11 protein-coding genes and 1 tRNA gene are annotated in these 14,503 nt (G+C 45.1%); 6 read left to right on the top strand and 6 right to left on the bottom strand.

Annotation, left to right across the window (positions count from 1 at the left end; genetic code table 11):
• Positions 1–4 precede the first annotated feature (4 nt).
• The 4 genes from CLV31_RS16275 to CLV31_RS16260 form a co-directional block, all read right to left on the bottom strand.
• Positions 5–1,324, bottom strand: a complete 1,320-nt coding sequence (locus tag CLV31_RS16275) for a polysaccharide deacetylase family protein (protein ID WP_111393971.1) — start codon at positions 1,322–1,324, stop codon at positions 5–7.
• A 137-nt stretch (positions 1,325–1,461) separates the two neighbouring features.
• Positions 1,462–2,157 carry an SIMPL domain-containing protein gene (locus tag CLV31_RS16270; RefSeq protein WP_111393970.1) on the bottom strand — a complete coding sequence of 232 codons (696 nt, stop codon included), beginning with the start codon at positions 2,155–2,157 and terminating at the stop codon, positions 1,462–1,464.
• A 96-nt stretch (positions 2,158–2,253) separates the two neighbouring features.
• Positions 2,254–4,842, bottom strand: coding sequence for a cation-translocating P-type ATPase (locus CLV31_RS16265; RefSeq protein WP_111393969.1), 2,589 nt, complete (start codon positions 4,840–4,842; stop codon positions 2,254–2,256).
• 117 nt (positions 4,843–4,959) lie between these two features.
• Positions 4,960–5,496 carry a DUF4924 family protein gene (locus tag CLV31_RS16260; RefSeq protein WP_111393968.1) on the bottom strand — a complete coding sequence of 179 codons (537 nt, stop codon included), beginning with the start codon at positions 5,494–5,496 and terminating at the stop codon, positions 4,960–4,962.
• 296 nt (positions 5,497–5,792) lie between these two features.
• Between CLV31_RS16260 and lepA the strand changes: the two genes are divergently transcribed.
• The 6 genes from lepA to CLV31_RS16230 all read left to right on the top strand — a co-directional run bounded on the left by lepA (position 5,793) and on the right by CLV31_RS16230 (position 12,657).
• Positions 5,793–7,580: a translation elongation factor 4 gene (lepA, locus tag CLV31_RS16255; RefSeq protein ID WP_111393967.1), complete on the top strand. Its 1,788-nt coding sequence runs from the start codon at positions 5,793–5,795 to the stop codon at positions 7,578–7,580.
• A 168-nt stretch (positions 7,581–7,748) separates the two neighbouring features.
• Positions 7,749–8,198, top strand: coding sequence for a four helix bundle protein (locus CLV31_RS16250; RefSeq protein ID WP_245943423.1), 450 nt, complete (start codon positions 7,749–7,751; stop codon positions 8,196–8,198).
• A 243-nt stretch (positions 8,199–8,441) separates the two neighbouring features.
• Positions 8,442–9,323 carry a bifunctional methylenetetrahydrofolate dehydrogenase/methenyltetrahydrofolate cyclohydrolase FolD gene (folD, locus tag CLV31_RS16245; RefSeq protein WP_111393966.1) on the top strand — a complete coding sequence of 294 codons (882 nt, stop codon included), beginning with the start codon at positions 8,442–8,444 and terminating at the stop codon, positions 9,321–9,323.
• A 79-nt stretch (positions 9,324–9,402) separates the two neighbouring features.
• Positions 9,403–9,486: transfer RNA gene (locus tag CLV31_RS16240), tRNA-Leu, on the top strand.
• A gap of 87 nt (positions 9,487–9,573) precedes the next feature.
• On the top strand, positions 9,574–10,116 hold the full coding sequence (locus tag CLV31_RS16235) for a DsrE family protein (RefSeq protein ID WP_111393965.1): 543 nt from the start codon (positions 9,574–9,576) through the stop codon (positions 10,114–10,116).
• 51 nt (positions 10,117–10,167) lie between these two features.
• On the top strand, positions 10,168–12,657 hold the full coding sequence (locus tag CLV31_RS16230; RefSeq protein WP_111393964.1) for an ATP-binding protein: 2,490 nt from the start codon (positions 10,168–10,170) through the stop codon (positions 12,655–12,657).
• On the opposite strand, the gene CLV31_RS16225 is transcribed toward CLV31_RS16230, so the two are convergent.
• A complete protein-coding gene (locus CLV31_RS16225) occupies positions 12,658–14,085 on the bottom strand; it encodes a sigma-54-dependent transcriptional regulator (RefSeq protein ID WP_111393963.1) in 1,428 nt (475 codons plus the stop codon).
• 84 nt (positions 14,086–14,169) lie between these two features.
• A complete protein-coding gene (locus tag CLV31_RS16220) occupies positions 14,170–14,487 on the bottom strand; it encodes a hypothetical protein (RefSeq protein WP_146250912.1) in 318 nt (105 codons plus the stop codon).
• Between the last annotated feature and the right edge of the window lie 16 nt (positions 14,488–14,503).

Genomic DNA, 14,503 nt, shown 5'->3' with positions numbered 1-14,503 from the left:
TTAATTACCCTTTTTTCAACTGAACTTCTCTACTCTTTGCTGAAATGTTGTACAACACAAAATTCCCCTTTTCATCCGATTGAATCTGTGGGCTGATTTGCGCAGAACCTTGCGTGATTTGGACTGCTTTCCAGTCTTTAGGTAGGTAGGTTTTTAAAGTTAAAGGAACTGTATACACTTCTGGGTCCAAATCGCTGCTTAGCGTGAGCCTGATTTCACCACTTTTCACAGTAGACTGGATTTGAGTGGCTTTTCGCTCCCTGAGGTATTTGGTGACATCCCGAAAAGTGGCAATCCAAAGATCCTTTTCATTGGTTTTCATATAGGAGAAGTATTCCACCAATTCACCTCTGGTTTTGGGTTCCCACCCCAGATTTTCGATGCCGTGAAAAACCAACACCAACCAATTATTGTCGTGGTGCAACACAGTATCTACCCAAGCCTTCATTTGGGTAATATCGATTCGGGTCAATGGACCACGCTGCCATTGTACATATTCTTTGCTGGATTGCCCGGGAGTCATTTTGCTGCCTCGGTTAATTTCTTCCAGCCATTCTTCAGGCATTCGGTTTCTAAGGGCCGGGTATACCTGATGGGCGATTTCCATTACCCTTTCATTTTCGGTGCCATAAGGCCCTTCTGCCGAAAAGATAGATTCGGGGCCTATAAATTGGAGTAAGTCCGCCTTGCTTTGCTCCAACTCGTAGCGCATGTTGACTTCGTCCAAAACTGCCAATCGAGGGTGAGTCACCGTATGTGAAGCAATTTCATGGCCTTGGGCTGCATAAGACTTGTATTGTTCCCATGTAGTAGTGTCTTCTCGGTTATTGTGAAAAACCACGTCATTGGTATTTTTCATTTTCCCTGCACGGATTTTTGCATAGCCTTCGTCTGTCAGGGCATAGGCTTCCTGCTTTTTTCCTTGTTCAAAAAGACTTCCTATCCTCGCATGGTAGTCTTCAGCCTCGGTTGTTCCGGTAAATGCAATTAAAGATGCCCGCTCAAACAAATTACTCGAGTCAGTTTTGATCCGGGCAGTTTCAGCGATGATTTCCTTAGGATCTCGGCCAATAAATTTTCCTTTTCCTGATCCTTCGACCTTGCCGGTAATGATGTAAAACGTGGCCGGTAAGCCAAGGCTATCCATGATCGGCTTGGCAATGGTGAATTGATTGACGATGCCGTCATCATAGGTGACAGAGATAGCACCTTTTTTAGAATCGGGCCATTTGGTGATTTCAGTCTGACCAATCAGCAGGTCTTTTTCAGTACAGGAGAAAAGAAGTCCAAGTCCAATAGATACTAAACAGGGGGTGATTTTCATGATTTAAGGAATTTTGACTTGAAATTTCCTGAATTCCAGCATGAAAGCCGAAACCGCTGATCAAAAAAAAGACCTGGCAGGATTTAGAAACCTGCCAAGTCTGATATTTTAGAATCTACCGGGAAAGCTAAGCTTCCTCAATAGGTATACTTCACATACACCCTTTTGGTCAAAGTCTGATCCTCTGTCTGAATCAGCATATCGGCAGATTCAGACATGTCCATTTTGGCATTCATCATATAGACCGGTTGTGGGCGGAAGTTTTGTTCCATAGTGACATGGAAAACCCGAAGATTGCGAATGCTCAACGTATTGCCAATCAAAAGCGCCTTGGCTTCGGCATCTTTGAGGGCTTCGGTAAGGAGGGTGTTTTCCAGTGATTTTCTGGTGGACTCCGAAATTCCAAAATTCAGGCTGTAGCTCATGTCTCCTGCTCTTTGGATCGCATCGACGATTTTTTGAAGGTCTTCGTTAGTCGCTGTAGTAATGATTCGGAGATTTTGACGGGCGACATACCCACTGTCTTTTGCAGATCCGCTGTGGTAGATTCGATTTACATCCACTGCGTAGTTGTCTGCCACAAGTTTGTAATCACGGATTTTCTCCTTTTTGAGCAAGTCAGCGAGTGCTTGGGTCTTCTTATTCAGGGTAGAGACGGCCTCGTTGACCTTCAGCTTTTTTTCTTCCAGAGAAATGGAAAAAACAGCTTCATCTGGGGTGATTTTTCGCTCCGAGTATCCTTCGACTTCGATCAAAGGGACTTGCTGGATTTGTTGAGCAAAAAGAGGAATGGCTAAAAATAGAGCCAGCGTCATTGCAAGGATGTTTTTCATAAGTAAGTTGGTTTAACAGTTATGCCAGTTCAAAACCTGCACCATTTTTTTGGAAATAAGAAGAGAGGGATTTGATTCTGGTCATTTTAGGATAAATTAAGAAAGGGATTTGTTTTTTTGTTTGGGTTTCAAATACCGGCTTCTGACCCATTTTTCAATTTCAACTGCATGGAAAACCAATAAGGCCATTCCACAGCAAAAGCCCATTTCTTGCAGATTAAGGGGTTCTGTACGAAACAGGTCATTGAAAAACGGGAGGTAGATTACGCCTAGTTGGAGAAAGAAGGTGAGCCCCACAGACATCAAAAGTGGTTTGTTGGTCAGTAGGCCTTGTCTATAGAGAAAGGTATGGTCACTTCTTATGGCCATCACATGCCCTAATTGTGAAAAGGCAAGCACCGAAAACACCATCGTCTGCCAATGCCAGCCCTGACGGATAGCCCAATATTGGGTAAACAGGGCTACCGCTGCCATGAGCATGCCTACCCAAATAATGTGATAACCAACCCCATTGGCAAATAAACTCTGCTTTGGTGGGCGGGGAGGCCTTTTCATGATGTCATGTTCAGGGCGTTCACTCGCCAGGGTGAGGGCGGGAAGTCCATCCGTTACCAGATTGATCCAAAGGATATGGATGGGAAGTAGGGGGTTGGGAAATCCCAAAAATGGAGCTAAGCCTATTGTCCAGATTTCTGCCCCATTGCAGGTCATGATGTATTTGATAAACTTAACGATGTTGTCATAGATTCGACGTCCTTCCTTAACCGCTCTGACTATGGTAGAGAAGTTGTCGTCCAGTAGGATCAAATGAGCGGCTTCTTTGCTCACATCCGTTCCGGCAATTCCCATTGCCACACCGATATTAGCCGCCTTAAGGGAGGGCGCATCATTGACACCATCTCCGGTCATGGCCGCGAAATGCCCTTTTTGTTGAAGAGCTTGAACAATCAATAGCTTTTGCTCAGGCGCCACCCGGGCATAGACGCTGATGTTTTCAACCTGTTTTGCAAATTCCTCTTGGGACAACGCTGCCAATTGGGCGCCAGTCAATACTCCGTCTCCTGGTTTCCAAATTCCGACGGATTCTGCGATGGCCTTTGCCGTAGCCGGATGGTCTCCCGTGATCATGACCGGCCTGATTCCAGCGGTTCTGCACTCCGAAATGGAAGTTTTTACTTCTTCCCTTGGGGGATCGATCATGCCTACTTTTCCATAGTATTCCAGGTGATTTTCCAGGGTAATCCAATCATTTTCCTCTGGAAGTTGATTTACCAGTTTCCCGGCAAAGGCCAATACCCGCTCGCCACGCTTTGCCCATTCCTCCGAGCCTTCCCTAAGTTGCTTGGCTAGCAATGGGTCAGAAAGTTGGGATGCAATCGACTCAGGGGCACCTTTGCAGAGCATCAATATACCTTGATCCGTTTGATGAAAGGTACTCATCCGCTTTCTGCTGGAATCAAATGGAATTTCACCAACCCTGGGAAATTTATTTCTCAATTCCTCGTATTGGCTAGCTGTCAATTCCTGAAGAATCCGCTCCACCAGAGCTACTTCGGTCGATTCGCCCTCAGGGTTTCCTTTCTTATCCAGATGTACATCGTGACAGAGTCCCAGTCCCAATTGGAGATTGGAATAATCGGCAGTTACAGGGCTGAGATGAAAAGCCTCTGCTTCCGTCACGGTCATTTTATTCTGAGTAAGGGTTCCTGTTTTGTCTGTGCAGATATAGGTCACAGAGCCCAGACTTTCCACGGCTGGAAGTTTTCTTACAAGTGCCTTTTTCTTGGCCAACCGCCCCGCACCAAGGGAAAGGGCTATGGTGATCAAGGCGGGTAATGCTTCTGGAATCGCGGCTACAGCCAGGCTCACTGACAGCAGCAAAACTGAAAAAATCTCTTCCCCACGGGCCACACCTGCCGCAAACAATACCGCACAAATGCCCAAAATAAGGTATGAAATAACCTTACCGAATCGATGCATCCGTTGCTGAAGCGGGGTCAGGGGAGTTTTTTCCTGAAGTAGGCTGGCAATTTTCCCGATCTCTGTAGTCATGCCGGTTGCCACTACCAATCCTAAAGCCCGGCCATTGGTGATCAAGGTCCCCTTAAAAGCCATGTTCAGTTGGTCACCTGGATTGAGCTTTTCCCCTTCCGGAATTTTAGTTTGTTTGTCGATGGGAACCGACTCTCCGGTAAGGGAGGATTCATCAATTTTAAGCGAAAAAGTTTCAATCAGCCTCAGATCCGCAGGTACCATATTTCCTGCTTCCACAGCGATGATATCTCCCGGGACCAATTCGTAGGAAAGTAACGAACGGAGCTGTCCGTCCCGCTTTGCCTTGCTTTGGGTTTCGGTCATTTTTTTCAGGGATTCCATCGCCTTTTCGGCACGGTATTCCTGAACAAACCCCAGGATGGCGTTGAGGACAAGGATTACCAAAATGATAATGCTGTCGGTCAAATCCCCGACTATGCCGGAGATGAGAGCCGCGGCAGCCAAAATGAGTATCATGAAATCTTTGAACTGACCCAGAAATAAGAGCCAAGCGGGCTTCTTCTTTTTCTCCTGAAGAGAATTGGAACCATATTTTTCCAAGCGCAGCTCCGCTTCTTTTTGGCTTAGTCCTTGGGGACTGGACTCAAATTTGGTAAATAGCTCCTCTGGGGTTTGCCGGTAAAAATCCATAGTGTCAGGATCATAGACTTCCCTAAAAATACAAGTTGTCGGGATGGAAACCCCAAATCACTGAAGAAAAAGCTGGTAATTGTCCAGAGATTATTTTTTGGCTTGGCGGATCAATTCCTAGTTTCGGGAAATGAGATCTTGCTGGTAGGCAAGGTTGAGGAAACTTAATACCTCCCCAAAAGATTCAGCTGATTTAAGCTGCTCCTCGCTTACTTTTTTGCCTAGCAATCGGCAAAGGAGTAGTCCATAGACCCCATTGAGGCAGATTTGGATTTCATTACCGGGATTTTCACTTTTGGCTGCAAGGATGGATTCAAGGATATGGGGCTTTGCCTTGTGAAAGGTTTCGAAGTAGGATTTATCTGTTTTCAGCAATTGATAGTGTAATTGCAGCAGTTGGTTTACAATTGTGTTTAGTTCTTGGAGATGGCCTTTTTCTAGAATTTCCTCCCTTTTCATCCGATCCAAGAGCCCCTCAAACCATGCAGTAATCTGAACTTTTTCTGAATCCGAAACCGGATAATGAGAGATGACATACTGCCTGATTTCCTCCATATTTCCCTGAAAGGATCGAATCAAGTCCTCCATCTGGTACATATAGATGAGGTATTCTCCGATGTTTTGGGATTTTTTATTTTCAGCAACAGATTGCATGGGAAATGGGTTGATTGGAGGGTAAAGTTAAGGAAGAGTTGAAAAACGATGGAAATACAATTGAAATACTGTGGAAATAAACCTCGCTGCGCGAGGTGAAATAAGCTTCGCAACCCATCAATGTGAATTTGATGGGTACCCATATTTCGCCGTAGGCGTTTTTTATTTTGCGAAGCAAAAGGTATTTCAATCGTATTTCCATCTTATTACAAAAAGTGTAAACCCGATTAGGTCCTATTTCAAAATCCCTGTCAATCAAAGCTTCTTTTTTCCTACTTTTGCGCCACGAAGAGCTTATGAAAAACATTAGAAATTTCTGTATCATCGCCCATATCGATCATGGGAAGAGTACATTGGCGGATAGGTTGTTGCAGTTTACCAACACGATCTCTGATCGCGAAATGCAAAACCAGGTGTTGGACGATATGGATCTGGAACGTGAGCGGGGCATCACCATCAAGTCTCACGCCATACAGATGAAGTATACCTATAAAGGGGAGGAATACACCCTTAATCTGATCGATACCCCGGGACACGTGGACTTTTCGTATGAAGTTTCCCGCTCCATCGCGGCCTGCGAGGGTGCCCTTCTGATCGTGGATGCTTCGCAAGGAATTGAAGCTCAGACCATCTCCAACCTCTATCTTGCATTGGGTCAGGATCTGGAGATTATTCCGGTGTTGAACAAAATCGATCTTCCGGGTGCGGATCCCGAAGGACGTGCCGATGAGGTAATTGACCTGATCGGTTGCGATCGGGAAGATATTATTTTGGCTTCCGGCAAAGAAGGCATCGGTATCGAAGATATTCTGAATGCCGTTGTGGAGCGAATTCCGGCTCCCAAAGGAGATGTGGATGCACCGCTTCAAGCGATGATTTTTGACTCGCAATTCAATTCATTCCGAGGCGTGGAGGTAATCTTCAGAATCTTCAACGGAACAATCAATAAGGGTGACAAAATCAAATTTGTCAACACCGGCAAAGAATACTATGCCGACGAAATCGGCATTTTGGGAATCAATCAGATTCCTCAGCAGACCATGAGCGCGGGTAATGTGGGTTATTTGATTTCAGGTATCAAAGTAGCCAAAGAAGTAGCGGTAGGGGATACGATCACCCATGTGAAAAACCCTTGCAAGGAAGCGATCAAAGGTTTCGAAAACGTGAAACCAATGGTATTTGCCGGGATTTATCCGGTAGATACCACTGAATTTGAGGAGCTCCGCGCTTCCATGGAAAAGCTTCAGCTCAACGATGCCTCTCTGGTGTGGGAACCTGAAACTTCAGCTGCCTTAGGCTTCGGATTCCGATGCGGATTCTTGGGCATGCTTCATATGGAGATCGTGCAGGAGCGCTTGGAGCGTGAGTTTGACATGACCGTGATCACTACAGTGCCTTCAGTACAGTTCAGAGCAATCATGACCAATGGCTCCGTGCAGCTGATCAATGCGCCAAGTGATATGCCTGACCCGACCAAAATGGATTATATCGAGGAGCCGTTTGTGAAAGCTTCGATTATCACTGCGGCCGAATATGTCGGTCCTGTCATTCAGCTATGCATGGAGAAGCGTGGTCAGATCAAAAATCAGGTTTATTTGACTGCTGACCGGGTTGAGTTGCAGTTTGACATGCCATTGGCGGAGATTGTATTTGATTTCTTTGACAAGCTTAAGACCATCTCCAGAGGATATGCTTCTTTGGATTACGAGCTGAAAGGCTTCCAACAGTCGCACATGGTCAGATTGGATATCATGCTCAATGGGGAACCTGTCGATGCCCTTTCTGCAGTAGTTCATCGAGATAAAGCCTACGAGTGGGGTAAGAGACTCTGTGAAAAGTTGAGGGAATTAGTACCTAGACAAATGTTTGAGATTGCGATTCAGGCGGCAATTGGGCAGAAAATCATCGCCCGTGAGACGATCAAGGCGCTTCGCAAAAACGTCTTGGCCAAGTGTTACGGGGGTGATATTTCCCGTAAGCGGAAGCTCCTCGAAAAGCAGAAAAAAGGTAAGAAGCGAATGAGACAAGTCGGCAATGTCGAGGTGCCACAGGAGGCGTTTATGGCGGTGTTGAAGTTGGATTAAACTTCAATATTCAAAATTCGACGTTCTTCATTCATTGGTTGAATTTACGATTTACGGTTTACGAATGACGACGTCGAATTAGCCTTCAATCATTTTTGCAGGTTCCATCCTTTTGTTGTAGACCTGTGAAGGTGAATGAAGTGTAGAGGTTTTTAGGTTGTGTGGTGCATGGATTTTAATGATATTAAAGTTTTTGAAAAACCAAATATTATTAATGCTATGGACAAATTTCAAATGCAACGAAGGACCAAGCAGTTTGCAATTGATGTTTGGAAATTGTGTCAAAAACTTCCTCATTCCCGGGAATTTAATAGTATAGCTGTCCAATTGATTCGATCTTCAACTTCTGTCGCAGCCAATTATCGTGCTTCCTGTCGGGCAAAATCAAGGGCAGACTTTATCAACAAATTGAAAATTGTGGAGGAAGAAGCAGACGAAAGTCAGTTCTTCCTCGAATTTATACTAGAAGTTCAATTTGATGACTGTTTGGTTTCAGAATTAAAAAGACTTATCCAAGAAGCAGATGAAATGCCCATGAGAAAATGCTTCTCACACAGGGAAATGATTATCCAGGGCATTCTCCCGATGAAAGATCGGGACAGGCTATGTGGCAAATGAAAATCAAATTATAAACAGATGAAATACTATCTATAGTTGTAGCTAGTATCAAAACATCAAGAGGATATTGAAAAGTAGAAATAATATTTTGTTACTAAGCAAACAGGATTAAAGGTTGCTTTCATGAGTCTTTATCAATTCAGCCTAAAATCTCAAAAACTTCTAAAAAGCATTGAACTACCATTGATGTCGTAAATCGTACATCGTAAATCGTAATTTCCAACTTATCCCTCATTTCAAGTAATGATCCTCATCGACGGCAAAAAAACCTCCTCCGAAATAAAATCTGAAATCGCTGACAGAGTAGCGGAAATCAAAGCCGAAGGAGGGAAAACGCCCCACTTGGCAGCTGTACTTGTAGGCAACGACGGCGCTAGTCAGACCTATGTCGGTGCCAAAGTGAAAGCCTGCGAAGAGGTGGGTTTTCAGTCTACACTGGTTCGTCTGGAATCGGATATTTCAGAGGCTGAACTGCTCAAAGTGGTAGAAGACATCAATGAAAATCCGGACATCGACGGATTGATTGTTCAACTCCCTCTTCCAAAGCATATCTCCGTGGATAAGGTGACCAACAAAATCAAGCCTGAAAAAGACGTGGATGGATTCACTCCAGCCAATGTGGGACGAATGACGCTCAATTGGCCAGCTTATGTAGCTGCAACACCCTACGGCATTGTGGAATTGTTGAAGCGATACAACATTGAGACCTCGGGCAAACATTGCGTGGTGATTGGTCGAAGCCATATCGTAGGCAGTCCCATGAGTATTCTGATGGCTAGAAATGGCTATCCGGGAAATGCTACGGTCACCTTGACTCACAGCAAAACTCAAAATCTGGCAGAAATCTGCCGCACAGCAGATATTCTGATCGTAGCGATCGGCAAACCTGAGTTTGTGACTGCAGATATGGTGAAGCCGGGTGCAGTGGTGATCGATGTGGGAATTCACCGAATCGAAGATCCAAGCAAGAAGTCAGGTTTCAGATTGATTGGTGATGTGAAGTTTGATGAAGTGGCAGAAAAAGCGGCTGCGATCACTCCTGTGCCTGGTGGAGTAGGTCCGATGACGATAGCAGCTTTGCTCTACAATACCCTTCAGTCCGCTGAAAAGAAGGTTTTCGGATAATTTGTAAAAAAAGTCAAGAAATCCTCGAATCAGGTTTGCATCGATTGCCTTGGATTTCTACTTTTGCAGACCCTAATACGCGCATGTGGTGAAACTGGTAGACACGCCACTTTGAGGGGGTGGTGCCCGTTCGGGTGTGGAAGTTCGAATCTTCTCATGCGCACAAGCTCAGTCAATTTTGGCTGAGCTTTTTCTTTTTTGGTTATAGATGCGGTAGGATTTTTCTTACTTTTCGACAAATATCATTTCCATGAACTTCAGGACCTTCTTCCTTGCCTTGTTGCTTTGCTTTTTCTCAGGCTTTTTAGCCAATGCCCAGACTCCTCAATTTCCCATTGTGAAAGGCTTTGGTGGCATCTATGAAATACCGGATGCCACGGAGCGACCGGATGGTACATTGGAATATAAAATATTGGTTGACCTGACTTCGCCTTCTGAGGATAATAAGCAGATTTCACGTTTTGTGGACAATGTGGCCAGAATGATGAATTTGCATGGTTTGGCGGGCGTGAGTAGAGACCGTTTAAAAGTAAAGGTGATTCTACATGGTGGAGGTATTTTTGCACTATTGAATGATGAGAATTACAAAAAGCGCTTTGAGGTTGACAATCCAAACTTGAAAGTGTTCGAGGCTTTGGAAGAAGCAGGGGCTGAGATTATGGTCTGTGGGCAATCCCTCATAGCCAGAAACCTGAAAACTTCCGATCTATGGCCAGGAGTAACCATTGCACATTCTGCTTTGACTACTATTACCACTTACGTGCCTCAAGGGTATATTTTATTGAAGTTTTGACCAGCTTGGAATAAAAATTGGGCGGTCAGATTCAAACCTAACTATAAGACATTGACCACCATCACATCTACCGGCCGAAAGGTCGTTCTCGGTTTTTTTGTCGCTACTATCTTTTTGATTGCGGTAGCGGGGCTTACTTATATCTCGCTCAATCGATTGGTGGAGTCGATTGATCAGATGGCTCAGCCCAACCAAAAGCTGGATTTGCTCAATTCACTGCAGGAGGAGGTATTTAAAATCACCCAAATCGGTTCGGAGAGCTCCATCACGGATGTGCGGATCAAGGACTCGACGGTTTTGTTTTTGGAGGCCAAACTAAACCTGTTAGACAGTCTCACCTCCGATTCTTTGGAGACAAAGTCGATCCAGTCTATTCGGGAAAATCTTGCCCTCTTGATCAATGGATATCTCGATTTGTATGAGGTAAAAAAGAATCTGGCCAACCGGAATTTCTCGCAGGAAGCCCTTAGAAGACTGGAAATCAGCATCCGGAGAAGGGCTCTCGCGATGGAAACCCAACCGCTTAGGGACCTCAATCCCCGACGTCTGATGAATAGTGAGCTGCAGCAGCAGGCTCAAGCCAATCTGGAGCGGCAGTCTTCCATGCTCAGTACCGATGAGGATCGTATTATTCGATATCTCCAACAATTTCAAAAACAAAACTCAGGGGCGTCCCAACAAACTCGCACCGCCAACCTAGACAGTGTGCTCTTTTCCCTGAGTAGGGTAATGGGTAGGATTTATCGGGAGGAGTCCTCCCAAAGGCAAACTTTGGCCCGATTGGAAAGCGATATTTTTCAAAAACAAGCTTCTCTTACTTCTACAATCCAGACTTTGATCGGGGAGTTGCAAGGACAGACGATCAAGACCTCCAATGAGCAAAGTCAACAAGCAGGCAGTTTGGTGGCCGATGTGACTTTTTTTCTGGTCATGGTTGTGGTTTTGGCAGTATTGGCCACTTTGGTTTTGGTGTTTTCCATTCTCCGGGAGATCAAAACCAACAGAAGATACCAGGAAGACTTGGAGATTTCCAGACAGAAATCAGAAGAATTGGCAAGATCCAAACAGGAGTTTTTGGCCAATATGAGCCACGAAATCAGAAATCCGCTTCATCTCATCCAAGGTTATCGAAATGTGCTTAAAAATACCGCGCTTACAGCTGACCAACTTTCCCATCTTCAGATGATAGAATTTGCTTCGGATACTTTGAAGGAAATCGTAGATGATATTTTGGATTTTTCCAAACTGGAAGCCGGTAAACTCAAATTGGAAAACTATCCCTTTGACCCCATTTCTCTTTTCGAAAATATCCAGAATTTTTTTGAGCTCAGTGCCAAGGAAAAGAAGTTGAGTTTTGACTGGAATATTGATTTACCTGAAGAACAATGGCTGGTAGGAGATGAGCTTCGACTCAAACAGATCCTCAATAACCTGCTCAGCAATGCATTCAAATTTACTAAGGAGGGGGGGATCGGTGTATCAGTCAAATGGATGTCGGGTTGGCTTCATTTAGATGTGCAGGATTCCGGAATCGGAATGAAGCCGAAGGAATTGGAAAAAGTCTTCAAAGAATTTGATCAAGCGGATACCTCGGTTTCCAGAAAGTTTGGTGGAACAGGCCTCGGCTTGGCTATTGTCAAGCGTTTGGTGGATTTGATGAAAGGGACTTTGGAGGTGGAAAGCCAAGTAGGGAAGGGTACCTTGATGCGCGTTAGGATCCCAATGGAAACCAGTCCCGTGCCAGAATGGACAGGTGCCAAATCCAGTGCAGAGACAATCGACCTACAAGGGGTACGGGTGCTGTTGGTGGATGACGATGCCGTAGGCTTGAGGTACCTTCAATTGGTTTTGGAATACTTTGGCGCTCAGGTAGAAAGTTATCAGGGTGGGGCGGCGTTTCGGGACACCTTTTCCGTTTCCCAATTTGATTTTGCCTTGATCGATATTCAAATGCCCGAGGTATCCGGGTATGAAGTGGTGAAATCCTTAAAATCCATGGATTTTTATGGAGGCCTTCCGGTGTTGGCCATGACTGCAAATGTATTTGTGGAAGAGCGTGAAAAACTGCAGGAACATGGATTCTGGGATGTGATCATTAAGCCATTTCAGGAAACTGATTTGATTGAAAAACTGGGGACCATTTTCCCGGAAAGAACAAAGGCCAAAGAAATCAAAGAAACAGTGGCAGTGGAGGATTTGTCACAGCCCTTCCACTTGGGAGACTTGGAGAAATTTTGCATGGGAGATGAGGATCTACTCTTGGATATTGTCAGAGATTTGATCCGCACGACGGAATCTGACCTGGAGCGACTTAGTAAGGCTAGACTGAATGATCGCTGGGATGAGGTGTTGGAAATATGCCATCAGCTGGGAAGCAGACTGGGGCAAATCAAGAGTCCGGCCAGTCCCTATGCCCGAAAGGTGGAAAACAGCTTAAAGATCAATACCAAAACCGGGATCAATGAGGCCCTGAATTCCCTAGATCAATTGACCAGGGAAACCCTGAATGCACTCAAGGAAAAAATTAACCAAACGGCCTGATCAATCCAGGCCGTATTTTTCCATTTTGCTGTAGAGAGTTTTACGGTCCATTTTTAAGATTTTGGCCGTCTTGGACTTATTGTAGCGGGTATCCTGTAGGACTTTGAGGATCAATTCTTTTTCCTGTTCCTGAAAGTGGGTCTTGTAATCCCCGGTGGGAATGGGGCGGGCTGAAGGAATTGCCGGAGTAAAGGCAGGGGCAGAATTTTCAGAAGCCATGCGCTTTTCATAGTACTGGGTTTCCAGCAGTTCGGTGGGAAGAGCCTCGCGCTCAATTCGATCGCCTTGGCTCAGCAATACGGCCCGTTTGATCATATTGCGGAGTTCCCGAAGGTTTCCCGGCCAATCGTAGGAATAAAAGGTTTCCCAAACTTCAGGGGCCAAACTTTTGATGGATTTATTAAGTCTTTCGTTGCTTTCTTGAATGAAATTCTGGACAAAATGTTCCAAGTCTGCCATTCGGTTTCGCAGGGGAATGGCATGAAGGGTAAATTCATTGAGACGGTGATACAGGTCCTCTCTGAACAATCCTTCGCCCGACTGAGAGAGAAGGTTTTCATTGGTGGCGGCAATGATTCGCACATCGATCTCGATTTCTTTGTTGCCTCCTATTTTCCTGATTTTTCGTTCTTGGATTGCCCTTAATAGCTGGATTTGTACTTCATAACTGAGGTTCCCGATTTCATCTAAAAATATGGTGCCACCGTTAGCCATTTCAAAGTGTCCTGTTTTGTTGTCCAAAGCTCCGGTAAAGGCACCTTTCACATGTCCGAACAGCTCAGAACCTGCAAGGTCTTTGGGTAAAGCCCCGCAGTCAATAGCAATAAATGGCCCATTCTTTCGGGCAGAAAATTCATGAATACGTTTGGATATCAGTTCTTTTCCTGTGCCCGTTTCCCCCAAGACCAGCACGCTGAGATCCGTAGGTGCCACCAGTTGGATGTGTTTTTCAAGCTTTTCGGCTTCCTGTGAACTACCAACGACATAAGCCGACCGGAGGACGGATGTGTTTTTGGAATGGGGAGAGGAGCGTTCCTCCGGAATTTCAATCTGGATAGAGGGACTTGCTTTTTGGGCCAGCGATTCCCTGACCGTAGCCAGTAATTCATCCGGATTAATGGGTTTGGTGATGTATTCAAAGGCTCCCAACTTCATGGCTTTGATCGCGATCCGGATATCTGAATAGTGTGTGATCAGGATCACCTGCATTTGAGGGAAGTTCTCTTTCGCCCAGTGCAACAGCTCCATGCCGGTGCCGTCAGGCAATCTGAAATCGGCGATAGTCAGATCAATTTTTTCGTTACCCAGCAAGTTCTGCGCATCTTTTACCTTAATGCAGGTACTCACCTGGAAACCGTTCTTTTCCAAAAAATTTTTGACAATCCTTGCGTAGGTCAAATCGTCTTCAACTAATAAGATATGGGCCATGATCAATGCTTTTTTGTGAAAATGCTTACAAAAAAAGCACCAGACAACAGTCCGGCGCTTTTTTAATTAGAGGGATCTAGCAACTTACTCTTTTATTTCATTCCCGTCAGGGTCATAAGTCTTTGTTGTTTTTTCCCCTTCTGCCGAAGTGAAGATTACCTGAAAGTGCACAGAATCATCTTCTTTGGTGATTTTCCAAGCCTCAAAGACAGCTGCACCTTGCAGAGACTCATCGGCTGCGATAGTCGCTTTTACAGCGTCGGGAAGATCGTTGGGGTTAATTTGCACTTTCTCTTCCTGCATGGAAATTTCAATCACATCAGAAGAGATGGCAGCTACAGAAGGCTGAACAAAGGCAGCACCTGCTAGCAATAGGGCGGACATTAAAATGGTCTTTTTCATGTTTTTTGTGGTTTTG

Source organism: Algoriphagus aquaeductus (genome assembly GCF_003253485.1).
Classification (GTDB): Bacteria; Bacteroidota; Bacteroidia; order Cytophagales; family Cyclobacteriaceae; genus Algoriphagus; species Algoriphagus aquaeductus.
The sequence above is the reverse complement of the archived record's forward strand: the minus strand, read 5'-3'. Positions and strand labels throughout refer to the sequence as shown.